Annotated in this window: 15 protein-coding genes and 1 pseudogene; 5 read left to right on the plus strand and 11 right to left on the minus strand. The window is 71.5% G+C overall.

Translation table 11 applies throughout. From position 1 onward, the window contains the following. The first annotated feature begins 235 nt into the window (after positions 1–235). Positions 236–2,740, plus strand: a complete 2,505-nt coding sequence (locus ABZY91_RS05685) for a penicillin acylase family protein (protein WP_355399993.1) — start codon at positions 236–238, stop codon at positions 2,738–2,740. A 285-nt stretch (positions 2,741–3,025) separates the two neighbouring features. Here ABZY91_RS05685 and ABZY91_RS05690 read toward each other — a convergent pair whose 3' ends face one another. The 3 genes and pseudogenes from ABZY91_RS05690 to ABZY91_RS05700 all read right to left on the minus strand — a co-directional run. Continuing rightward, entirely contained in the window at positions 3,026–3,526 is a 501-nt protein-coding gene (locus ABZY91_RS05690) for a hypothetical protein (protein WP_355399995.1), read from the minus strand. 2,284 nt (positions 3,527–5,810) lie between these two features. Next, a complete protein-coding gene (locus tag ABZY91_RS05695) occupies positions 5,811–6,866 on the minus strand; it encodes a TerC family protein (RefSeq protein ID WP_355399997.1) in 1,056 nt (351 codons plus the stop codon). Positions 6,867–7,154: 288 nt separating this feature from the next. Beyond that, positions 7,155–7,401, minus strand: a pseudogene (locus tag ABZY91_RS05700) (SDR family oxidoreductase); the annotation flags it as partial. 882 nt (positions 7,402–8,283) lie between these two features. On the opposite strand from ABZY91_RS05700, the gene ABZY91_RS05705 reads away from it, so the two are divergent. After that, positions 8,284–10,980 (plus strand): alkaline phosphatase D family protein, encoded by a 2,697-nt coding sequence (locus ABZY91_RS05705; protein WP_355399999.1) that lies wholly within the window; start codon positions 8,284–8,286, stop codon positions 10,978–10,980. A 604-nt stretch (positions 10,981–11,584) separates the two neighbouring features. On the opposite strand, the gene ABZY91_RS05710 is transcribed toward ABZY91_RS05705, so the two are convergent. From ABZY91_RS05710 to ABZY91_RS05720, 3 genes are all read right to left on the minus strand, one after another. Further along, positions 11,585–14,401, minus strand: coding sequence for an AAA family ATPase (locus ABZY91_RS05710; RefSeq protein ID WP_355400001.1), 2,817 nt, complete (start codon positions 14,399–14,401; stop codon positions 11,585–11,587). Positions 14,402–14,942: 541 nt separating this feature from the next. Then, a complete protein-coding gene (locus ABZY91_RS05715; RefSeq protein ID WP_355400003.1) occupies positions 14,943–15,599 on the minus strand; it encodes a response regulator transcription factor in 657 nt (218 codons plus the stop codon). After that, positions 15,596–16,735, minus strand: coding sequence for a sensor histidine kinase (locus ABZY91_RS05720; protein WP_355400005.1), 1,140 nt, complete (start codon positions 16,733–16,735; stop codon positions 15,596–15,598). The genes ABZY91_RS05715 and ABZY91_RS05720 overlap by 4 nt, the downstream gene beginning before the upstream one ends. Positions 16,736–16,897: 162 nt before the next feature. Here ABZY91_RS05720 and ABZY91_RS05725 point away from each other — a divergent pair, with 162 nt between their 5' ends. Then, positions 16,898–17,380 carry a DUF6326 family protein gene (locus ABZY91_RS05725; protein WP_355400007.1) on the plus strand — a complete coding sequence of 161 codons (483 nt, stop codon included), beginning with the start codon at positions 16,898–16,900 and terminating at the stop codon, positions 17,378–17,380. A 274-nt stretch (positions 17,381–17,654) separates the two neighbouring features. Beyond that, the gene (locus tag ABZY91_RS05730; RefSeq protein WP_355400009.1) at positions 17,655–17,864 is read left to right on the plus strand and encodes a hypothetical protein; all 210 of its coding nucleotides are present in this window, start codon (positions 17,655–17,657) and stop codon (positions 17,862–17,864) included. Between the two features lie 89 nt (positions 17,865–17,953). Here the strand turns inward: ABZY91_RS05730 and ABZY91_RS05735 are convergent, their stop codons facing one another. Then, positions 17,954–18,301, minus strand: coding sequence for a beta/gamma crystallin domain-containing protein (locus ABZY91_RS05735; RefSeq protein ID WP_355400011.1), 348 nt, complete (start codon positions 18,299–18,301; stop codon positions 17,954–17,956). Positions 18,302–18,628: 327 nt separating this feature from the next. On the opposite strand from ABZY91_RS05735, the gene ABZY91_RS05740 reads away from it, so the two are divergent. Further along, positions 18,629–18,877 (plus strand): hypothetical protein, encoded by a 249-nt coding sequence (locus ABZY91_RS05740; RefSeq protein WP_355400013.1) that lies wholly within the window; start codon positions 18,629–18,631, stop codon positions 18,875–18,877. Between the two features lie 133 nt (positions 18,878–19,010). Here ABZY91_RS05740 and ABZY91_RS05745 read toward each other — a convergent pair whose 3' ends face one another. The 4 genes from ABZY91_RS05745 to ABZY91_RS05760 are packed head-to-tail and all read right to left on the minus strand — an operon-like array spanning position 19,011 to position 23,501. Further along, a complete protein-coding gene (locus ABZY91_RS05745) occupies positions 19,011–20,561 on the minus strand; it encodes an FAD-dependent oxidoreductase (RefSeq protein WP_355400015.1) in 1,551 nt (516 codons plus the stop codon). Then, positions 20,558–21,277, minus strand: a complete 720-nt coding sequence (locus ABZY91_RS05750; RefSeq protein ID WP_355400017.1) for a class I SAM-dependent methyltransferase — start codon at positions 21,275–21,277, stop codon at positions 20,558–20,560. Before ABZY91_RS05750 ends, ABZY91_RS05745 begins: the two co-directional genes overlap by 4 nt. Further along, entirely contained in the window at positions 21,274–22,485 is a 1,212-nt protein-coding gene (locus ABZY91_RS05755) for a lycopene cyclase family protein (protein ID WP_355400019.1), read from the minus strand. The genes ABZY91_RS05750 and ABZY91_RS05755 overlap by 4 nt, the downstream gene beginning before the upstream one ends. Then, positions 22,482–23,501 carry a DUF5914 domain-containing protein gene (locus ABZY91_RS05760; RefSeq protein ID WP_355400021.1) on the minus strand — a complete coding sequence of 340 codons (1,020 nt, stop codon included), beginning with the start codon at positions 23,499–23,501 and terminating at the stop codon, positions 22,482–22,484. Before ABZY91_RS05760 ends, ABZY91_RS05755 begins: the two co-directional genes overlap by 4 nt. Between the last annotated feature and the right edge of the window lie 16 nt (positions 23,502–23,517).

Raw genomic sequence — 23,517 nt, forward strand, 5'->3', positions numbered from 1 at the left:
CTACCCGGCAGGGGACCGCCCGTGGCGTCGCCCTCACGGGCGCCGTTCGCAGGGTTCCCCTGCCACTGTCCCCTGCCGCTCCATCCTGCGCCTCGGCTCGCCCTGAAGGGACGAATGCGCGGCCGCTGCGGTCCGCTCCGGTTCGATGGGGAAAGCGTTGCGGCCGACGCGTGCCGCGCGGCGGCCACGGCCCTCCGCCACCGAGCAGGGAGCCGCGTTGGGTACCACACAGATCATGCGTGGCCGTACGGTGCTCCGCGGTGCGGCCGTCCGGGCCGCGGTCCTCCTGCTCCTGGCCGGGTTCTGTCCGGCGCCCGCCGCCGCGGCGGCATCGGGCAGCAGGGGCCTGTCGGCGGTCATCCGCTACACGGAGTACGGCATCCCGCACATCGTGGCCCGCGACTACGCCGGGCTGGGCTTCGGCAGCGGCTGGGCACAGGCCCGGGACAACGTCTGTGCCCTGGCCGAGGCCTTCCTCACCGTGCGCGGCGAGCGCTCCCGCTGGTTCGGGCCGGACCCCGCTCCCGACCCGCAGGGCTCGTTCGCCACCAGCAACCTCGCCAGCGACCTGTACTACCGCGGAGTGCGCGACGCCGGGACCGTCGAGCACCTCCGCGCGACCCCCGCTCCCGCCGGCCCCAGCCTCGCGGTCACCGAACTGGGCCGCGGCTGGGCCGCGGGATACAACGCCTGGCTGCGCCGCAACCCGGTCACCGACCCGGCCTGTGCCGGCGCCGGATGGGTCGGGCCGGTCAGCGCCGTCGACGTCTCCGCGCTCGACTACTCCCTCGCGGTCCTTCTCGGTGAGGGCCGCGCCATCGACGGCATCACTGCTGCCGAGCCTCCGGCCCCCGTCACCACCCCCGCCGTCCACGGGGACGAACCGGCCCGCGTCCCCGCACCCGGGGTGCCCGCCACCGGGAAGGCGAGCCACGGGCCTCCCGTCGCCCGTTCGGCGCACCCCGGCTCCAACGCCGTGGCCTTCCACGGTTCGACCACCGCGAACGGCCACGGGCTGCTGCTCGGCAACCCGCACTTCCCCTGGCACGGCACGCACCGCTTCTGGCAGTCGCAGCAGACCATCCCCGGCGAACTGAACGTCATGGGCGCCTCCCTGCTCGGTACCCCGACCGTGGCGATCGGCCACAACGCCGACACCGCCTGGAGCCACACCGTCGCCACGGGCGTCCCGATGAACCTCTACGAGCTGACCCTGGACCCCGCCGACCCCACCACCTACCTCGTGGACGGCCGCCCCGAACGAATGACCCGGCGCACCGTCACCGTCCCGGTCAAGGACGGTACGCCCGTCACCCGTGACCAGTGGTGGACCCGCTACGGGCCCGTCCTGACCGCCCTCGACACCACCGGCCCGCTGCCCTGGACCAGCACCACCGCCTACGCCCTCACCGACCCCAACGCCGCCAACCTCCGCGGCTCCGACACCGCCCTCGCCCTCGCCCGTGCCCACGGCACCGACGAGGTCCTGAGCGCACTTAACCGCACCCAGGGCCTTCCCTGGGCCAACACCGTCGCCGCCGACGCGGCCGGACACACCCTCTTCACCCAGTCCCAGGTCCTCCCGCGCATCACCGACGACCTCGCACGGCGCTGCTCCACCCCGCTGGGCACGGCCACCTACCCCGCCACGGGACTCGCCGTCCTCGACGGCTCACGTTCGCACTGCGCCCCCGGCACGGACCCGCAGGCCCTCCAACCCGGAATCTTCGGCCCCGACGCGATGCCCACACTCCAGGACACCTCCTACGTCGAGAACTCCAACGACAGCGCCTGGCTCACCAACGCCGACCACCCGCTCACCGGGTACGAGCGGGTCTTCGGGACCATCGGCACACCCCTGTCACTGCGCACCCGCGGCGCGCTCCAGGACGTCTCCGCCCTGGCCGACCGGGGCGACCTGAGCGTCCGGGATCTCCAGCACCACCAGTTCGCCGACCGCTCAACCGCCGGAGACCTCGCCTCCACAGGGCTCGCGGCGTCCTGCCCCGCACCGGCGCAGGACCCACGCGAAGCGGTCGACGCGGGCGGCGGCACGGCCGACGGCATCGCCGGGGCCTGCCGCGTCCTGGCACGGTGGGACCGGACCATGAACACCGACAGCCGCGGCGCACTCCTCTTCGACCGCTTCTGGCGCCGCCTCACCGCCGACACCCCGCCGCAGGACCTCTGGAAGGTCCCCTTCTCGCCCGCCGACCCGCTCCGGACCCCGCACACGCTGAACGCCGCGTCGCGGGCCGTCCCCCGAGCACTGGAGGGCGCAGTCGCCGAACTGCGCGCCGCCGGAATCCCACTGGACGCCCCGTGGGGCGACACGCAGTTCGTCGTCCGCGCCGGCAACCGGATCCCGGTCCCCGGCGGCTCGGCGGAGCTGGGCGTCTGGAACGTCATCGATGCGCTGTGGGACCCCGCGGGCGGTGGCTACCGCGACGTCGAATCCGGCACCAGCTACCTCCAGGCCGTCGGCTGGAACGGTTCAGGCTGCCCCGAAGCGCAGACCCTCCTCGCCTACGCCCAGTCCTCCGACCCCACATCCCCCCACCACGCCGACCAGACCGCGCTCTTCTCCACCGGCCAGTGGGTCACCTCCCGCTTCTGCGAGAAGGACATCCTGCACTCACCCGACCTACAGGTCGTCACCGTCTCCGAACGGCCCTTCCCCGGCTACGACCCACAGCAGACTCTCGAACAGGGCAGCGGCGTCGGGCTGCGGAAGGGGTGAACACACCCGCACGCAGCCTTCGTGGGCGGGAAACCCTGCCACCCTGTGCGACCTGCACGTGTTCGTGGTGAGCCTGCCGAATCCGGGTTTCGGCGGACGTGGAGGGTCTCTCACGGCTCGTGAGAGGCCCTCCACGTCCTCGCGGTTCAGGTGGGTGTGGATCTGTCGGTGGCCACGTCGGTCACGTTTGTGAGGTCCTCCTTGCGTTCCTCGTATTTGAACGTCCCCTCCTCGATGGCGCCGAGGAAGACCATCCGGCCTGCGCACCCTCGCGGGCGCCGGCGGCTATTGCCGCGTGGCGTCGCTGGTGACGACGATGGACGTCAGGGGAATGCACAGGTACAGGTGCTCCCACAGGCGCCGGGACGCGGCCCCGAGCGGCTCGCGCGCCCAGCGCGTGTTCTCGCGACGCAGGGCCTGGACGGTCTCGTAGACGAGGGCGGCGTTCAGTTGCCGAAGGAGGCCGGGGCGCTCGGGGTTCATGAGCCTGTCGATCGTCGCGGCGAGTTCATCGCGCTCAAGGCGCCCCGGGGTAGGCGCGGGCGGCGTGGTGGGGGAGCGCGAAGCATCGCGGTGGCCGTCGGGGCCGGCTGCCTCCCGCAGCCGGTTCGCTAGGCCGCCGTTCCACGGGGCGGTGGCGGCCGAGGGCGATGCCGGCACGCAGTGGTCGAGCACGGACGCGGCGACGGCGATCAGTGAGGTGTCGACACAGGTCGGAATGCTGGACCTCGTCGCGATCTGTGCGGCCCCGGGAACTGCGGGGGCGACGTTCCGAACTCGTGTCATGACATCAGAGCCTCTCCGGCGCGGATCCGCACCGCCATGAGGGGCCGCCCTGTCGGGTGACGCCGCAGCCGCGGAGTCCGGCACCCGTGCGCCGGTGGTCGCCGATCACGGTTGGACGGCAGGTTGCGGTGACGAGGAGCCAACTCGCCATCAGCGGCTCCGGCGAAGTGCCGGACCGCCGCGCCGGAGGTGGAGTTCTCGGGTGATTGCACGCGGACTGTCGCCGCGTCATCGCCGCCCTCGCGGAAGAGCGCCGATCGGCCCCCGTCTGAGCCGCCCCGGCCGGCGGGGCGGTCGTGGGCCGTGCGGTACGGAGGGCGCCTGACACGCTCCCGGAAGACGTGGCCACACCGGAAGGGCGGGCACCTGCCGGTCCGGGCCGATCGGGCTGGGTAGGTGAACGGGGAATGGTCATGACGGCCTGCCTCCAAGCGGTCCCGAGGGGATGTGCGGCGCCAATCGCCACTCGGGGGGTAAGACACCGGCGGTACGTCCCGAGAAGGCGGGCGGCCGGGGGTTGAGGGTTCCGATGATCGGCCAGCCGGGCGAGCGGCGACAAGACGCGAATTTCTGATAGGCCGGATAACAGGATCGCATGGGTGGAACTCAGGATCGCCGCGCCCCGTGGAACAAGGAGTCCCAGGCTCGGATCAGCCGGGTCGAGCGCCGGCCCGAGTGTGTTCCCGACCGCCGGACGATCCTTCGCGAATTCCACCGGAACATCCCTGCCCTCGAAGGGTAAGTCCCCAGGTGGTTCAAGAGTTGGGATGTCAATCCCACTCCGTTCAACCGCCCCGGGGCTACGATGCAAATCTCCCTCGCCCGACTCGGTCGACGAATTCCCGGTGAGGTGTGTTGACAGCGGCCTACGGTGCCCCGGTAGAGGAACCCGCATCCGGCGACTTCGGCGACGTCCAGATCGGGAAGTGCAGCGTCCTGCCGCTCGACTAAAAGACGAAACTCGCCCCGCGGCTTTGGGTTCAGCGCTCGGGCGACGTCCTGGGTGAATTCCAAGGTGCGGTGCCGCAGCCACTGTTCGTAGCTCGACTCGGCATTGCACATCATCGCCGTCTGCCAGGTCCGCACCGAGGGCCCCGGCCAGGACTGCTGCCGTCGGAAGATTGTCGAAGGAGAGACGCCAACGGAGGCCCGTCGGGCCCTCGAACGGTGCTTGTCGAACGTCATCTACCGGATCATGAAAACGAGACCAGCGCAGGCAACTCACCGAAGCTGCTTGACACGCAGAGGCACTGATCAGCGGTCTGCCAATGCCCTCGGTGTCCGGCGACACCACCCTTTCGATCGTGATCGACAGGTGAGTCAGTCATGCGCGGCACCAAGGTGTCGGGGGCATCGAGGTGTGTGCGGGCCACCTTGACGCCCGCCCCGGGCCAGGCCGCTGGAGCGCGGCCCCGAAGCTGCGCCCGGGGTGCCGTATCGGGGCCGAAGCACTGGCGCTGCCGGTTTTAGCGGTTCGGCCCCGCTGTCAGGTCCGTCACCGGGTCCGCCCGCGGCGCCCATCGGGGTAAGCGGCGGGCGTAGTCGGCCGGGACCGCGGGGACGGGGGTGCCCGGAGTCCCGGCCTGGGGGCACCGGTCGCGTGAAAGACGCGACCGGTCTGCTCGGCAGCCCGCCAGGGGGGGGAAGTGGGGCTGCCGTGACGGGAATGCTAGCTTCGCCCGCCCCGGGAGAATAGGTGTTTGACCTGCAATATTTCGAACGCGAACATGCCATCCGGCATGGCTGCCGGCCCCGGGGTGCCCGGCCCTGTGTCCTGCGCCGCGTACCAGGCCCGCGGACCCGCACAACACCGTCGAGGTCGAGCCCCCTGAACCCACGCGCACTGCGCGAACGGCCGGACGCTGCGATCGAGCACCAGGCGCGTGACGTCCACCAGTGGAACGTCCTCGCCCGCGCCGAGCAGCACGACCGCGGCATGCTCCTCGGCGTCTGCCTGAGGTGACGCGGGGGCAACCTCCACCGGGCCGGTCCGGGCCGGCCGGCCATCGCCGCGCTGTCGATTTCGCTACCGGGTCGGGGAGTGCTTGCGCCTGGGGTTCAGCCGGAAGTCGGGGCAGTCGCGGTTGTGACATGCGCCCGGGCCCCATACGGGTACGAATACGCCGCAGGTCACGCGGCGGTGAACTGCGACGGGCACGGGTTTCTTGCAGGCCGGACATGCATACGCTTCGGGCTCACGCTTTCCTTTGACCATTTCTTTACGATATGCCCGTATGGGGACAGGGGGAAGTGTCCTTCCTCTTCGCTGTGAGCGCGGGCGGGGTCAGGGGTCCCGGTCCGGTGAACCGGTCGGGGGCTCAGGGTCGTCCACCGCAGGTGGTGGGCCGGGCTGCTCGGTGGCCGCGACGGCGGCTCGCTGTTCGTCGGTCTGCTCCACCGCTCCTGTCGGGGCGGGCCTTCTGAGACTGAGCACCACGGAACCTGCCAGGACGACGGCGATGACTGCCAGGCTGAGCGGTGAGGGGATTTCCGGGATGTCGGAGCTGATCATCTTGTGGGACGCCTGAAGGACGAGCTTGACGCCGATGAAGGCGAGGATGACCGCCAAGCCCTTGCTCAGGTAGTGGAAGCGGTCCAGGAGGCCGGCGAGCATGAAGTAGAGGGCCCTCAGGCCGAGGATGGCGAACGCGTTGCTGGTGTAGACGATGAAGGCGTCGTCGCTGACCGCGAGGACGGCCGGAACACTGTCGACAGCGAAGATCAGGTCCGCGGCCTCGATGGCCACGACCACCGCGAGCAGCGGAGTCGCCACCCTCTTGCCGGCTTCCCTGACGAAGAACCTCGCCCCGGCGTACTCGTCCCGGACCGGGATGATCTTGCGGAGCATCCGGACGGCGAAGCTGTCGCCCGGGTCGAAACTCTCCTCCTCGTCCTTGAGGAGTTTGTAGGCGCTGTAGAAGAGCACCGCCGCGAAGACGAACAGCACCGCGGTGAAACGGCTGACCACGGCGACGCCGAGGGCGAGGAAGATCCCGCGGAAGACGAGTGCGCCGATGACGCCGAAGAACAGCACGCGGTGTTGGTAGGCGCGGGGCACTTTGAAGTACGCGAAGATCACGGCGAAGACGAACAGGTTGTCGACGGACAGGCTCTTCTCCAGCAGCCAGGCCGTCGTGTACTCGGTGCCGGCGGTGGTGCCGAGGACGAGGAAGACGACCACGCCGAAGATCAGGGCGAGGCCTACCCAGAAGCCGCTCCAGGCGGCTGCCTCCTTGAAGTGGATGACGTGTTCGGTGCGGTGGGACAGCAGGTCCACCGCCAGCGACACGACCACCGTCGCGGCGAACGCCCCCCACAGCCAGAGCGGGACCTCAAGCACGCCGAACACCTCACTATGGCCCGCGCGAAATGCGCCGGCCTCTATACAGGAGTGTCCGGCATTGCGTCCTCGGGAGCACGCGGAGCAGGCTCCCGCTCCGAGGCCGAGATCCACGTCGTGACGATCGACCTCATGACCCGTCGGCGCACCGGCGAAACGGCCCCGACCTGGCGCGGAACATGAACCCCGGAGTGAGGGGTGAACGCCCATTAACTCCCGCAGGGTGGGGATTCAGGGCAGCGGTGTTCCGCCGGTGGCGTTGACGATCTCACCGGTGATGAAAGACGCCTAGAGGCGTCCACACCGGTCCGGGGCGACGGCGTTGACGCGGATGCCTTCGGGGGCGAGTGGTACAGCGAGGCCCTGGGCGAACGCGGCGATCGCGTCCTTGGTCATCGGGTGGTCGAGCAGGTGCGGGCTGGGCTTGTTTGACCGATGCACCCTGCCCCAGGTGCGGCAGCGCCGCCCGGGTGAGCCAGAACATGCCGTACAGGTCGGTTTCCATCACGCGGTCGAACCGGTCGCTGCTGATCGCGGCCGGCCCTGGGTTCCCCGGGGTTGCGGCGGCACCGGGGCGCTCCCGTCCCGTGAGCGCCGGCCTCGCCGGTCGGCGGGTGGGGGAGCGGTGGCAAGACCTGAATTGCTGATGGGGCGGATCACGGAATCGTATGGGTGACGCACCCTGCCCGCGCCGCGTGGGCCGCGATGGGAACTCCCGGATGTGACGCGGAGATGTCGGTGGCGTGACACCCACGGTTCACGTCGGCCTGGGTATGCCCGGCGCCTGTCAGAAAGGGCGACCCACCGGTCGCCGAGCCCATCGCCACGCCGTCAAAGCCGCCGGCTCGGGCGGGGACGGACCAGGCCGTCCGAGGTGGCAACAGACCCAACAACCATGACTTCAGGCGCACTTGCCCGCTCCCCGGATCCTCACGAGCGAACCGTGTCGAGCGCCGGCCCGTAGATCCCCGCCCACAGGGCGGGACCGTCGCGAACTTCCCCGGGGGAGCGCCCCGGCCCCGAAAGCATCGCCCCCGACCGGATCGAGGACCGGCACGACAACCGGCACGACAACCCGCCCCGTTCCCCAGCCCGTACGCCACCTCACCCCCCGATTCCGCGGACGGATGTTCGGCGCACGGGTGTTGACGGCGCCGTCGCGCCGACGCTGTAGTTCCACTCAATCACCCCGCTCCGTTTCATCGGTTCCGGCCCACCTCCGCACCGGCCCACCGAAGCGGCTGCAGCGTCTCGTCCGCACGGGGTGACCACCCCCCACCTGGGCACCCCACGGCCTGCGGGTGCCACACACCCCGCCGATCCGGCTTGCCCGCACCCCCACCCCCACACGGCCACGCCCGGCCCAGGGCCGTGGGCCGACGGCACCGGCCGGCACCCATCACCTCAGGAGAAGATCATGGACGACTCTTCCCGTACACCCTCCGACATCAGCCGCCGCAGGGTGGTGCAGTTTCTGGGCGCCGGCGCGGTGGCGGCCACCGCCGGTACCGCCCTGACCGGCACCACCGCCGCGGTGGCGCACTCCAACCCCCACACGGGGCTGATCGCGGCGGTGCTGGACGACACCGACGGGCACACGGCGGCCCGCGGGCTGACCAGGCTGCTGAGGAACGCCGGGTTCACCGTGGTGGCCCTGAACCCGAACCAGCCGGTGCGGCTGAAGGCCGGGCTGCTCCCGGATCCGGTCGTGCCGGTCGCGGAGACCGTGCCGGCCGACCCCGCGCCGGCCGGTCCGCAGGACGTGCACCTGGTCGCCTTCGGCAGCTTCGCCGGCGCCTCGTACTCCGCCTTCGTGACGAACCAGCGCGCCTCGCTGCAGGCGTTCGTCAGAGCCGGTGGAGTGGTCCTCGACCTCGCCAAGTCCGACGTTCCCGGCGAAGGTGTCCCCTATCTGCCCGTCTACCAGGCCCACTGGACCAACGGCGTCTGGAACTCCCCCGCGAACAGGTATGAGGACTACGCGATGGCCGCGGTGCGCACCGACGCCGACTTCAACACGGTCTACCCGGTGATCCCCCCCGACGTTAAGGACGCTCACCCGCTGGTGCAGGCGCTGACAGCGCGCGGTGGCCAGGTGTTCACCGGGCGCCGTACCTCCCGCCTCGACGGGACGGTGACGAGGCCGATCAGTTCCAGCTGGGAGACGTTCGGTGCCTGGCGGGACATGCGCGTGCTCCTGGCCTGTGCGCCGGGGACGTCGGGCTTCCCGGCGGCGCTGCTGGAGGGGATGGACAGGGACGGAACCGGCAGGTATCTGGTCTCCAGCCTCACCATCGACAAGTGCTACGCGGCGGACGGCACGACGGCGGTCGAGTCCCCTGCCGCCATCGAGGACAGCCACGCGTTCTTCCACGCCCTGGCGACGTATGTGGAGAACGTGCGGATCGGGAAGGCGCCCGCCATGATTCCCACGCCGTCGCCCAAGGCCGGTCCGCTCGTCGGTGACGTGGGCGTGTCCACGGCCCGGATCTGGGTCCGGCCCGGCCGGACCGGGGCCTGGAAGTGCGAGGTGAGAGAGGGGACCACGGTGAGGGCCACCCAAACCAGGAGCACCGTGGCCGCCAACGACGACACCGTCCTGTTCGACATGGCGGGCCTGACGGCGAACACCGTGTACACCTTCACCATCACCCCGGACACGGCGGTGCCCTGCGTCCCGCTGACGGGGTCCTTCGGGACCGCGCCGGCGACCGCGGCCACCCCGGTCACCCTGGGCTTCGGCTCCTGTGCGCACAGCGTGCCGAACCCCGTGTGGAACCAGATCATCGCCCAGGGCTGCGACGGCTTCGTCATGCTCGGCGACACCCCGTACGTCGACAACGGGGTCGTGGGCTTCACCGGTACCGCTCTGGAGAAGGCACACAGGCAGCACCGCGACTTCCTGGCCGCGCCGGGAATCGACAGGCTGGTCAGTTCGATGCCGGTGTGGGCAACGTGGGACGACCACGACTTCGGCAAGAACGGCGCCGACGGCGACCTCGATACGAAGGCCACGTACCGCCAGGCCTTCGTCGACTACCGAGCCAACGCCACCTTCGGCCACGCCTCCGACAGCAGCACCCAGCCGCTGACCACCCGGGACACCGGCCTGGGCGTCTACACCTCCTTCCGGCGCGGCCCGGTCGAGGTGTTCGTCCTCGACCCCCGGTGGTTCTCTTCTGCGAAGGCGAAAGTCTGCCTGGGACCGGTCCAGATGGCCTGGCTGAAGGCCGGGCTGTCCGCGAGCACCGCCACGTTCAAGATCCTCGCCTCGGGAATGACCTGGTACGACAAGTCCGGCGGTGAGACTGACGAATGGCACACCTACACCAAAGAGAGGGACGACATCTTCAAGTACATCAAGGACAACGGCATCAAGGGCTGCGTCCTGCTCACCGGGGACGTCCACGTCTCCCGTGTCCTGAAGAACCACTACGGGACCGATGCCGACCCGGCCCTCGGCTACACCATGTGGGAGTACGTCACCAGCCCGCTGCACAGACTGTTCCTGTCCGGGGAACAGAATTACAAGCCCACCGGCCTGCAGCACAGCGTGCCCGAGCCGTACACCTTCCTCAAGCTGGAAGCCACCCTGACGACGCTGACCGCCACCTGGATCAACGGGTCGGGCGCGGCGGTCATCGGCCCCCTGGTGCTCAACGCGACCGACCTCGGCTACCCGACAGCGCCGACGGGTTACCACAAGGCGACCGTCGCCGCCACCAGCGACGCGGTCGACGTGAGCGCGGCCAGTACGGCCGAGGGCGCCCAGGTCGTCCGGTGGCTCTACAACGGCGCCTCGAACCAGCGCTTCCAGGTCAGGCCGCTCGACGGCGACTACGTGCGCATCGTCAACCAGAGCAGCGGCAAGGACCTGAGCGTGGCGGGCGCCTCCCAGGCCCCCGCAGCGGGGATCGTCCAGAACACCTACACATCCGGCGCCCCCGCCAACGACGAATGGCGTCTGGAAGGCGACGGCGTCGGCCGCGTGCGCATCCGCAACCGCCACAGCAAGCTCTACCTCACGGCGGGCACCACCCCGGGCAGCCAGTTCACCCAGCAGCCCCACGACGCCAGCAACAACCTGCAGACCTTCACCATCACACCGACCTGACCCCGCAAGCCACCAGCGGGCATGACGGGGTGGGCGGGCATCGCCAGACCCCACCCACCCCGGTTTCCCCAACCTCGTAAGGAGTCCACCAACCGCGTCGCGTGACGCATCGGCGGAGCGTTCGCCCCGGCGTACTCCCCACCACACCCCGACTCACCCGCCCGGCCCGACACCCGGTCGGCGAGGAAGCGCGCGGCGACCGCCCTCCTGCGCCGACCACCCCACCCACCACCGAGCAGCCCTCACCGGCCGCACCCCACCCACCTGAACACCCCGCTGAACAGAGCACCCCACCCAGGCAGACCCCGCCGCCCCCGACCGACCTCGACGCCCGACGCCCGGCACCCGGCTCACCGCCGACCGGGCGTCCTCCATGAGACCCCTGGCCGCGACTCGTACTCGAGTCACGGCCTCGGCAGGCATTCGAGGCACGGGTGCCACAGGCCGTATCCGCCAACGGCGCGAAGCCTCCCGTGACGGTGCCGGCGGGCGCGGGCGCGGGCGAGCAGACCCGACGGGCCTCGGGGCGGCTTCGGTGTGCTCTGGTGATGAGTGTTGCCCCGGGTCCGGGTGCCACAGAACCGCACCTGGGACAACGGCCGGTTCATGCCGGTCCGTGGGCGAGGTCGGTGCGGGTGGTGTCGAGCTTGGCCAGCACCTGGGCCACGTGCTTCTCGACGGTACGTTGCGAGAGGAACAGCGCGGCGGCGATGTCCTTGTTGGTGGCACCGGAGACGAGCAGGTCGCGGACCTGCTCCTCGCGCGGGGACAGGTGTTCGCCGTAGCCGGCCCGGCCGCGCGGGTTGAGGGTCTTCTGACCGAGCTCGCGCAGCAAGCGGTGACAGCGGGCCGCGTCGGATGTCGCCCCGAGGCCTTCGAACGTGGCGATCGGACCGGCCAGGCGGGCGGCGACCTCGTCGAGGTCGGTGCGGGTGCGGGCTGCGCGCTCTGCGGCCAGGGCCGCCCGGTAGGGGCGGCCGATGTCGGCCCACCGTGCGGCCGCGAGGTCGAAGGCCGCCATCGCCGCGTCGGGGTCGCCGCCTTGCAGCAGCAGGCCGCGGCAGTGGTGCTGTTCGGCGACGGCACCGGGTGCGTCCCGGCCCTCGATCTGGGTGGCGTGGCGCGCGGCCAGGGCCTCGGCCTCCTCGGCCCGGTCCAGGGCGAGGAGGGTTTCGACGGCGGTGGGGACGAGGCCCCAGGCCCAGGCCCAGGCCTCCTTGCGGTCGAGGAACCTCAGGAAGTCGAGCGGGTCGGTCAGGGCGCGCCAGGCGGCCCGGGGGTCGTTGCGGGCGAGATGGAGACCGGCGGTGCCGGCGGCGGCGCCGATCGCGTTCAGGTGCAGGCCGCCACGGGACAGGACCTGCCCGAACTCGGCGGCTGCCCGGGCGGTGAGGCCGCGGGCGGCGGCGGTGAGACCCCGCACGGTGGCCAGGGTCCTTCCCGCCCCGAACAGGCTGTCCGGGTAGCGCTCCTGGAAGGCCGCCAGGCCCCGTTCCGTGTCGTCCCAGCGCCCGGCCTGCCAGTCGAGCTCCACCTGGAAGGCGTCCACGTAGATCTCCATTACGGGCAGGCGGACCTGCGGTGCCAGGGTTCGCGCCTCGGCGATGCAGGCCGCGGCACGCGCGTCGTTGCCGACGCCGAGCGAGCGGCCGATACTGCCGTTGACGATGATCGCCGTGCGCTTGAGCGCCTGAACGTCGTCACTATCCCGGGGCAGCGACGCCAGCAGCTCCGGGATGGCGGGGTCGGCCACCACACACCGTTGCAGGAAGCGGGAGGCGTCGAGCAGTGACCGGACCTGGCGGTCGTCGTTCCCGGCCAATAGGGCGTAGCCGCGGCCGACCATGGCCCGTTGTTCGGCGAGTGAGAACCGGTCCGTCTCCAAGGTGCCCAGCAGGGCGAGCAGCCGGGCGGCAGCGACCGGGTTGCTTTCGCCGACCTCCGACAGGGCGGTCAGCAGTTCCTCCTCGCCCGACAGGTTCCCGGCCTCATAGGTCAGCAGTGCCCCGAGGCTGGTCCTGATCCGGCCGCGCACCGCATCGGGCAGGCCGGTCGCCCGCAGGACCCGGCGCAGGATCCTGATCGTGGTGGGAGCTTCGGTGCCGGCCGAGGCTGCGTAGGCGAGGGCCGAGGCGGCGTGGGTGAGCTGTTCCGGGGTGAGGCTGGGCTGTTCGATGATCTCGTTCAGCAGGGCGACGGCGGTGCCGTGGTCGCCGACCTCGGTGGCCTGGTCGGCGGCGGCCTGGGCCCGGGGCAGCCAGGCCGCCCGGTCACCCAGGGCGCGGGCGTGGTGGGCGATCTGCACGAGCGGCGGCGGGTCCAGTACCTGCAGCACCTCCAGGACACGGCGGTGGATCCGGTTGCGCACCGGCCCCGGAAGGGCGGCGTAGGCCGCCTCCTGTGCGAGGACGTGCGCGAATCCGTAGGCGTCCGGGCCCAGTTGGCGCAGCACTACCGCGCCGAGTGCCTCCAGGAGCGCCGTGTCTCCCCTTGCCTCGTCCAGTCCGGCGGCCTCGGCGAGCAGGATCTGTCCGGCCGGGACCGCCAGCACGGCAGCGGCGTCGACCAGCGCCGCAGCGTCCGGGCCGAGCCGTCCGGTCCGCTCGGCCAGCACCTCGCCGAGGCTCCGGGGCACCCTCAGGGCGGCCACGTCCGTGCCACGCGGTGACCGTGCGAGTGTGATCAGGTCCTCCTCGATCACCAGCGGCAGCCCCCCACTGCGCTCCAGTAGGACCCGCACCAGGCCGGGTGCCGGATCGCCGCCCAGCACGTCCCGCGCCATCGCCCGCAGCTCCGCCTCGCCCAGCGGGCCCAGCACGATCTCCGCCCCGCCGGTGGCCGGCGGACGCCGGAACGGCGCCCCCAGCACCGGCCGGCCACCTGGCAGGTCCTCCGCCCGATAGGTCAGCACCAGCGCGACGTCCCGCGGCATGTCCCGTGCCAGCAACAGCAGCAGTTCGCGGGTGGCCTCGTCCGCCCAGTGCACGTCCTCCACGACCAGCACGGCCGGTGCCACCGCTTCCAACAGCGTCCGCACGCCCGACACCACCCGGAACCGGCCCATTCCGAACACGGAGGCACCCGCCTCGGGCGGCAGCGCGGGTGGCGGCTCCGGCAGCGCGCCGGCCAGATCCGGCAGCAACGGCGCCAGCGCGCCCGCCGACGCACCCAACACCCCCACCGGCGGCAGCCAGGGGCCGATCAGGCGCAGCGCGTCGATCACCGGCCCGTACGCCAGCGGCTCACGCAGCGGATGGCACCCGCCCGTCAGTACCCGAAGACCATGGGCGCGCAGTGCCGCCGACGCCTCGGCGACCAGCCGGGATTTGCCGATCCCCGCTTCCCCCTCCACCAGCACCACGGCCGGACGCTCCTCGAACACCGTGTCCACCAGCAGCCGGAGCTCCACGGCGCGGCCCACGAAGGAGCACCCCCGCGGCCCGCCGGCCTTTCTGTCGCCGAGGCTTTCCACAACCGGCTCCCATTGGGCTCGTCGTGACCATGACCCCACCACCCACCGTAGTCCGGCCGGAAACAGGCCGCCGATCCCGTCGGTCCGCGGTGGCTGGAGCCCGTTTCGGGGGGAGGGGGGAGGGGGAGGCATCGACCGGGCCTTCGGGGGCGGCCCGATCCGCTTCGGCGCCGTCCACGAGTTGCTCCACCCGCAGGTGGGCGGAGAGGCGTTGGACCGCGCGGACCACCTGGGCACGCTGGCGCTGTTCTTCGCCGAGGTTGCCCCGATCCTGCGCCGACGCGCCTACGGCCTCCGCCCGGTTCGAACACGGCCACCTTGTCGAGCGTCCCGAGACCCTCGCGGTATGAGCTCAACCGGTCCAAAGGATTTGACGATACTCGTCGTCTTGAGTCCCATTCCGACACCAAGGACGACTGCCAAGCGCAGGCCGCCGCCCTGCCGCCACCCGGCGGGGGACCAGTCGTCGTACATGCACGTCAGGTTCGGTTCAGTCTCCCACCCGGCCGGTGTCGTACGCCCACATCGCGATCTCGACCCTGTTCCGGGCGCCGATTTTGGTCAGCAGGCTGGCGACGTGGGTCTTGGCGGTCGTCAGGCCGATGAACAGCTCGGCGGCGATCTCGGCGTTCGTGCGGCCACGGGCGACCAGCGTCAGCACCTCCTCCTCGCGTTCGGTGAGCGGCTCGATCGGTTGGGACCGTCGGCTCGACGGTTCTTTGGCGGCGAGGGTGGCCAGCAGCCGGCGGGTGATGTTCGGCGCGATCAGGGCATCGCCGACGGCGGCGGCATGGACGGCCTGGACGAGCAGCGCCGGCCCGGCGTCCTTGAGCAGAAAGCCTCGGGCGCCGGCCCGGAGCGCGCCGTGGACGTACTCGTCGAGGTCGAATGTCGTGATCACCACTACCGCGATCGGGTCCGGGACGCCCCGCCCTGCGAGGAGCGCGGTCACCTCGATGCCGTTGAGCCCGGGCATCTGGATGTCGACCAGGCACACGTCGGGGCGGAGCCGGTGCGCGAGCTCGACGGCGGTGTGGCCGTCGGCGGCCTGCCCGACGACCTCGATGTCGGGCTGGGCGTCAAGGATCATCGCCAGTCCGGTGCGCACGAGATCCTGGTCGTCGGCCACCAGTACGCGCACCGTCATCGGCGTGCCTTCGTCGGCAGGTCGGCGTCGACCGTCCACCCGCCCTCGGGAGCAGGCCCGGCACGCAGCGTGCCGCCGAGCAGCTGCACGCGCTCGGTCATCCCCAGCAGCCCGAAGCCGTGCTTCACCGACCGTGCCGGGTCGATCTGTCCGTCGTCGGTCACGCGCAGTCGCAGCCTTCCCGCGCCCCCGACGACCCGGATCTCCACCCGCGAGGCGTTGCGCGCGTGCCGCAGGGCGTTGGTCAGCGACTCTTGCGCCAGCCGGTAGACCGCCGCGTCGACCTGGGGCGCAAGTTCGTCCAGGTCATCCGGCAACTCTACGTCGACGACCGGGACCGGGGCGCGTCGGGCGAGGGACACCAGGTCGGCAACGCCGGGCTGGGGGGCGTACTCCGCCGGGGCTCCGTCGCGCAGCACCCGGACCATCGTCCGCATCTCCGCGAGCGTCCGCGACGCTTCCCCTTCGATGACCGCCAGCGCCTCGAGCGCCGCTTCAGGTCGCTGCCCGGCCATCGCCCGGCCCGCCTGCGCCTGCACAGCGATCGCCGAGACGTGGTGGGCGACCATGTCGTGCAGCTCGCGCGCGAGGCCGACCCGCTCCTCGCTGCGGCTCTGGTCCAACGCCCGGCGCCAGCTCTCGGCTCGGTACCGGAACGCCGCCCCGTCCGCCGCCGCCGCCAGGATGGCGAACCCGCCGATGACGTCGGCCGGCCCGGTGTAGTCGGCGACCGTGCCGATTCCCGCAGCGACCGCCACCACCGCCAGGCCGATCACGATCTCGCGCCCCGAGCCCCAGCGGACCAGCGCGTAGACGAGCACCAGGATGTAGATCATCGTGTCGAGGCCCACGCTCGGGGCCCCGCCCAGCAGGCTCCCCAGCCCCAACGCCATCACGGTGCCGAAGGCCACCACGACACAGGCCAACGGGTGGGTGCGCCGCCACAGCAGCACCGGCGTAAGTCCGACCGCCAGAATCGTCGCGAACGGCCGCCAGGCGACGTCGTCCCGGAGGACTCCCTCGAGCAGCGCCGTCACCATCAACACCCCGACCAGCACCCAGTCGCGCGACACCCGTTCGGGAGCGTCCGTGGCGCGGGGCTCGGCCCACAGTGAACTCAGGGTGTTGGTGGTCACACACCCAGTGTAGGGACCGCCGAGGCGTCGGGGACCGACCGAAAGAACGAGACGCCGCTCCTCCCAACAGCCGAGGCGGGTCCGGCCTCGACACCGATGTGCCCGCCGCCGGGCTCAGCGATCGTGGACCTACCGATCCTCACCACAACAACGGAGCCTGCGATGAGAACACGTCAACCCACCACCGCACTGGAAGACCCGCGGATCCCGGTGAGAGCCAAGCTCGCCGCAGCGTGGACAAGCTTCGTGTTCCTGTACGTCTACGTGGACATTCTCGCCTTCTTCAAGCCCGGCGTCATCGATGACATCGAGGCCGGCGTCGTCTGGGAGTTCGACATCAGCCAGACGTTGTTGACCACCTTCCTCGCGGTCATGGCGATCCCGATCCTCATGGTCGTGCTGTCGATGACGCTGCCCGCCCGGGCGAACCGCATCACGAACCTCATCGTCGCCTCGGTACAGGTCCCCTTCGCGGCGTTCAACGCGGTGGGCGAGTCCTGGACGTACTTCTACGGCCTTGGCGTCGCACTGGAAGTGATCGTTCTCGCCCTCATCCTGCGGTACGCCTGGACCTGGCCCCGCACCACACCGTCGGCGACCATGGCGACCAGCCCGGACCGTGAAACCGTCCGCGCCCAGCAGTAAGCGTGAACCCCGGAGCAGTCCCCGTCCGGTTCGGAGCCATCTGCCTCGGTGTCGCGGTGCGGGCCTCCCGGCGGTGAAACAGCAACTACCACGGGGGTCGTCGCGTAGGGGCCTTCCAAGGCCCCTACCGGCAGGTCAGGTCTCGGATGCGCACACAGGCCCACCGCATCGTCGACACCGACCCCAAGCGCGGCAAAGCCGTCTGGCACCCGCCACGACGAGCCGACGTACCAGGTCCGACAGTCCCCGCCGAACAGCCCGTAGGTCCCCGGTCATGATCCAGGCACACCAGCTCACCGAGCGCCACGGCGACAAGACCGCCGTGCACGCCACCAGCTTCTCCTTTGGGTCGTGGATCGGGTCGAGAATGCGTGAGGGGACGGCAGGCACGGATCCCCCGGTGATCATGAAGCGCAGAGGACTCCATGATCACCGGGGGATCCGTGCCTGCCCTGCTGTCACCACCTACTGGCGGACGCCCTGAGGGACTTGACCTGCGTGCGGAGCTTCCCCCGATTGTCCCTGGCGACTGCGACCGGTCTCCTTGCGTCGCGCCCTCAAGTGACGCGCATGCTACAGAATCTCCACCTTCCAGATGTGCAGCGGCCTGTTCGGGTACGAGACGTCATACCACCGGTTCACGCTCACCGTGGCGCCGTTGTAGTCGTACATCTTGATGTCGTTGTTGCCGGTGAAGACCCGGTCGACCCATCCGTCGATCTTGTAAACGCCGGCGTTGGCAAAGCAGTTCACATCGCCGAAGCGGCTACCGTGCGACCAGATCTTCAGGAAGTCATTACCGCTCTGGCAGTCGACGTTGCCGGCGAAGGCAGTACCGGACGGCCCGATCAGGGTGAACACGCCTGCTGCGGCCAGGGCCGAGGTCAGAAGGCGCACCATTTTCATCTTGCCGGAAGCCATTGCTTCTCCTCTTCGACTCGGCGCCCCGCGCAGCAGTCATGGCGTCGCACGGAGCGGTGTCTGCGGTTCTGGTGTGGCGCCGCGGCGGTTCGGGCGCCGCGGCTTCAGGATCACCGGGCGCTCGCCGAAGGGGACTTCAGCACTCGCCCCCTCGGTCCGACGCACATCGCGCCGCTGCCCGGGCGCCACTCCCACGGTCAGCTCCGACCAGCGTAGAAGGACCATTGCTGCCGACGCTTGAACATCGGCGCCACCTCGATGGAACATCAGCGCCAGGAAGTGGCGCGAGGACCCGGACGAGGCCGGTCCGTTGAACGGCCCTGTCCCGTGGTCCGTGGTAGCGCTCTGTGTCTGGTCTCCGAGCACCGCGCGGCCCGGCACCGGATCGGGATCCTGGCCCCCGAGGTTGTCCCGGCCTACGTGGGCGACCGCCCGGCCGAGGATGTCCTCTCGCCGGGCACCCACGCCATCACGATCACAACCGCCGAGATGCCGACCCGCCGCCGCTACGCGACCTGCGGCGAAGTCCGGGCGATGGACGACCGGTGGAGCCGCAGGCCCGCGGGGGTGGCTTGACCGGTGAGCTCGCATGGCCGCGATGAGTTTGCAGGCGCTCGGCCGGGGTTTCCCAGCGTGGAAGGCCCGCAGTGTCACGAGGCTGTCGGATGCGGTGGCCCTCTCCACCTGGTTTTCCACGGCCTCGCCGCGCTCATGGATGATTCGAACCCGCCGCGAAGGCTCGTAGCAGGGTGTTGCGGCCACGGAGCGGAACCGACCACAGGTCGTGTCCTCGCAGGCCCCAGGCGTGTAGGAGGCTGTTCGCGGCGGCAAAGCCGGTGGTGGCTGCGCGTTCCATGAGGGCGGTGGGCAGGGGGCACCTGACCGCGTCGCCGGCGAGGACGAGTCGGGGATACCGGGTTCGGGTCCGTGGACGTCGTGCGTGTGAGCCGACGGCGAAGAGCGGGCAGTCGGAGTGCCATTCGTGGCGGCTGTCGACGACGCGGGCGTTCGCCGTCTCGGGGTAGAGCAGCCGGCTCTGGGCGAGGGCCTGATCCTGTACGGCGGTGCGGTCGGCCGAGGGGTCCACGGCGTAGGCGTGGAGTTCGAGGACCGAACCGCCGGTGCGGGCGGTCCAGCGCGCGGCCTGTCCCTCCCATCGTTCGACGACGCTGACGTTGTCCAGCGGGCCGTAGCCCGACGTGCCGAGGAATCCGGCCCGGTCGGGGCGGGCAGGCCGGTCGATCCAGTGGCGGCTGACGAGGAAGGGCGGAGCCTGGCGCACGGCGGCGGCGCAGGCCCGCAGCTCGTAGTCGTCGAGCAGGGGGGATTGATCCACCAGGGTCCGCAGGCCCGCGAGGTCGGTGGCGAGGACGACGGCGTCGAAAGCCTCGGCGCCGTCGTCCAGGTCGAGGTCGAAGCCGCCGTCGGGACGTGGCGCGACGGCGCGGACGGCGGTGGCGGTGTGCACCTGGACGGACAGTGCGGCCAGCCGGTCGGCGAGCGGGTTCCACAGGGCCTGCGGGAAGGGTTCGTTGACGACGTCGAACAGGAGGCCCTCGGAGGAGCCGAGAAAGTAGATGTGGAACATGAGGGCGAGTTCGGCGGCCGAGAGGGTCTCGGGGGCGCTGAAGAAGCTGCGTGAGAAGACCTCGAAGGCGAGGTGGCGGGCCTTGGGCGGGAAGTTGACGGCCGCGAGGAACTCGGCGGCGCTGGTGGTGTCGAGCGCGTTGTAGACGCCGGGGACACGGACGTCGAACAGCGGGCGGGCCCGGCGGGCGTCGATGCGCGCCAGGTCGGTCAGCCGGAAGGTGGGGCTTCGCAGGGCGAAGAGGACGGCGTTCCACGGCGGTGTGCGCGGGAGCCCGGCGAAGCGGTCGGTCCCCCCGGTACGGCTGCGCAGCGGGTAGTCGGGTAGGGCGGTGAGGAAGCCGAGTGCGGGGTCGATCCGGCGCAGGAGGGCACGGAGGTTGTAGTACTGACGGAAGAAGGCGTGGAACCCGCGGTTCATCGTGACGGTGGTGCCGTCGGCGAGGGTGGTGTCCCAGCCTGCGAGTCTGCCGCCGAGGTGCGGGCCGCGTTCGTAGAGGTTGACGGCGATGCCGCGCTCGGCAAGTGCGACGGCGGCTGTCAGGCCCGCGATGCCGCCTCCGACGACGGCGGCGCGCGGCGGCGGAGATCCCGCGCGGGTCGCGCCGTGGTGGGCGGGCCATAGGACGGCGCGGGTGTCGCGGGCGCCGGGCGGCAGGGGTCTGCGGGTCACGGGTGCTCCGGTGGCCGGACGGCGGTCAGCGTGTGGACGACGCCGGCCTGCCACCCGGTGGCCGGGTGGACCCGGACGTCGGTGAATCCCGCGCGCTCGATCCGGGCCGCCAGTGCGTGCGCGGTGTCGAACCCGAGCACGCTGCGACGCAGGTGGCGGTAGAGCCTCGGTCCGCCCGCGCCCACCGTGCCGAGGGGGATGACGATGCCCCAGCACAGAGCGTTCCAGAGGACGCGGTCGACGGTGCGTCCGCGCAGGGTGTAGTCGTGGACGACGAGGGGGCCGCCGGGGCGCAGGACCTGGCGGATGCGGTCCAGCACGTGGTCGGGGTCGGCGGTGTTGCGCAGGAGGTAGGCGGCGAGGACGGCGTCGTAGGGGCCCTGCACCGGTGGCCGCCCGAGGTCCTCGGCCCGGGCCTCGACGAACTCGACCCGCGGGGGCCAGGGTTTCGCGCGGGCGTGCTCCAGCATGCCGGCGGACGCGTCCGCGGCGGTGACGACGGCGCCTGGGTCTGCTGTGGTGACGGCCAGGGTGGAAGCGCCGGTGCCGCAGCCGAGGTCCAGGATGCGTCGGGGGGTTGCGCTGCCCGGCCCCAGGAGTGCCGCGGCCGAGGCGAGTTGGCGGTGGTAGCCGGGGCTGAGGGCGGTGAGGCGGTCGTAGGCGCCGCAGGCGCGGTTGAAGGCGTCGTTCAGCGCGGGACCGTGCAGGACGGTCATCGGTGCTCCGAGGTGGGGGCGGCGGGCCGTCGGCGGGCGCGGTGGAGCGCGATGTCCAGGCAGGAGCGCAGCATCGGTGCGAGCGGGCTGTGCAGGCCGATGGCGAGTTCCTGGCGGGCGGTCGAGGCGCCGTCGAGGAAGCGCAGCACGGTCTCGGCGGGGTTGGCGCGGAAGAGTGTGGTGAAGAAGTCGGGGCCGATGCGGCCCTGGTCGAGGGCGCGGAGGAGCACGGCGTCCAGGGCCAGGTGGCGGCGCGGGTGGGGGCGCGGTGGTACGGGTGGCTTTCCGTCGAGCAGGTACCGGGCCGCGGCGTCTGCCTGGCGCCGGCTGGCGGCGAAGCTGTATCCGGTCGAGGGCCGGGTGGCGCCGCCGCTGGTGCCGATCCTGATGTGGCGGGGGCTCTCGCGGCGGGGGTAGGTGGCGTCCGTCATGGGGACGACGCCGTGTTCGACGGCGTCGATCCGGTAGCCGGTGGTGCCGATCCGGTCGCGCAGGTAGCCGCGCAGGGCCGGGTCGTAGGCGGGATCGGGCCAGGTGAGCCGGCTGAAGACCGTGTACTCGACCAGGGCGCGGCACTCGTCCAGCGGCAGGATGTAGCCGAAGGCGAGCCCTGCGGCCGGCTGGGGGACGCGGAAGTCCATCAGCAGGGGGACATGCGGGTCGAAGGAGGGCCGGTCGGTGGTGACGAACCAGCCCCGGAAGTGCTGGAGCAGGGCGGTCCGCGCATTCGGCCGCGGTGGCCTGGGCCGTGAGTCGAGGACCCAGCGGGCGCGCAGGGTGCGGGTGGCGGCGCCGGTGTCGACGGGGACGAGAACGTGGGCGGGCGTGTCGAAGACCTCCCCGGCGACCCCGGTGACGTGCTGGAAGTTGGGGCAGCGGTCCAGACGTCGGTGGACGGCTCGGCGGAAGGTCTCGGAGTCGAGCATCTTGTAGCGCTGGCGTCCCAGGGCGTGCCGGGTGAGCGTGCCGTCGGTGGAGCAGAGGGCTGCGCTGTCCCAGCTGGCGGTCAGCAGGTCGTCGTAGGGGCCGCCCGCCGGCTCCCAGAAGCACCAGGTGCGCGGGGCCGGGCGACGGCCGTCCCCGTCGGAGGGTTCGACGAGTGCGACGGTGGGCGAGGCTGGGTCTGCGGTGGCGAGCCGGTGGGCGAAGGCGAGGCCGGCCGCTCCGGCACCGATGACGACGATGTCGACGCCGTCCGGCCCGCTCACAGGGGGTCCGTCCGGGTGCGCAGCAGGTGGCGTCGTTCGGCGTAGGCGATGTCGTCGCGCCACAGACGGGCAGCGGTGCGGCGGACGGCCGGGCGGACGAGGGGGGCGAGGGCGCGGGCGAGGGCGAAGCCGCGTCGGCCGGAGGCGGCCACGACGGCTTCGGTGACGATGCTGCGGGCCGGTCGGTCCGGGCCGCGCAGGGGAGTGGCGTGCGTCTCCACGACGCTGCCGGCTCCTTCGCCGCTGATGATCTCCATGACGACGGTGCGCGGCCCCGGGGCGGTGAATGCGGCGGTGACGGGGACGGCGAAGCGCCGGCCCAGACGGAATTCCACCTCGACGAGGAAGCGGTCCGTGCCGGCGGGGGTGTCGCGGGGCAGGTCGGCGGGCGGGCTCTCGCTGACCCGCAGGGCGCCGAACGCGTAGGGGTGGAACCAGGCGCCGTGCCAGGGGTCGAGTCGGTTGGCGAGGATGTCGCGGGGTTCGCACCTGCCGGCGACGCAGGTGACGGCGGTGAGCGCCGTCCGCGGGTCGGGGCGGTGGGTGCGTGGCGGAAGGGGTGTGGGGTCCTCCCCGCCGATGCTGTCCAGGCGCACCCACAGGAGCGCGCCGTCGTCGTGGCAGGGGTGGGTGCGCCAGGCCGGTGTGCCGGCCGGTCCGAGCCGCATCCCGTGCCAGTGGCAGACGAGGTCGGCGCCGTCCACGGGGCCGCCGCACAGGGGTGCTCCGAGGTGGGGGCAGGCACCGGGCCCGGCGTGGACGTCACCGCCGGTTGCACGCCATACGACGAGTTCGCGGCCGGCCACGTACCGGGCCGCCGACCGGCCCGGCCGAAGGCTGCTGCTCGCCCCCAGGACGTACCAGTTGCCGGTGGGGCGTGCGCTCGCGCGGACGACGGCCGCCTGGATGACCGCAGGGCGGGCCTGCTCCCAGGTGGGGCTCTGGTCGAGCCAGCGTTCGCGCCGGCGCCTGCGCACGGGGAGGAGGCCGGTCGGGGGCGGGCGGTGCTCGGTCACGTGGTCGTCTTTCCTC

It is taken from the genome of Kitasatospora sp. NPDC002965 (assembly GCF_040611255.1).
Lineage (GTDB): Bacteria > Actinomycetota > Actinomycetes > Streptomycetales > Streptomycetaceae > Kitasatospora.

Coding starts and splice junctions, on each gene's coding strand:
- ABZY91_RS05685 (WP_355399993.1), top strand. CDS start 236: ATGCGTGGCCGTACGGTGCTCCGCGGTGCGGCCGTCCGGGCCGCGGTC.
- ABZY91_RS05690 (WP_355399995.1), bottom strand. CDS start 3,526: ATGACACGAGTTCGGAACGTCGCCCCCGCAGTTCCCGGGGCCGCACAG.
- ABZY91_RS05705 (WP_355399999.1), top strand. CDS start 8,284: ATGGACGACTCTTCCCGTACACCCTCCGACATCAGCCGCCGCAGGGTG.
- ABZY91_RS05715 (WP_355400003.1), bottom strand. CDS start 15,599: ATGACGGTGCGCGTACTGGTGGCCGACGACCAGGATCTCGTGCGCACC.
- ABZY91_RS05725 (WP_355400007.1), top strand. CDS start 16,898: ATGAGAACACGTCAACCCACCACCGCACTGGAAGACCCGCGGATCCCG.
- ABZY91_RS05730 (WP_355400009.1), top strand. CDS start 17,655: ATGATCCAGGCACACCAGCTCACCGAGCGCCACGGCGACAAGACCGCC.
- ABZY91_RS05735 (WP_355400011.1), bottom strand. CDS start 18,301: ATGGCTTCCGGCAAGATGAAAATGGTGCGCCTTCTGACCTCGGCCCTG.
- ABZY91_RS05750 (WP_355400017.1), bottom strand. CDS start 21,277: ATGACCGTCCTGCACGGTCCCGCGCTGAACGACGCCTTCAACCGCGCC.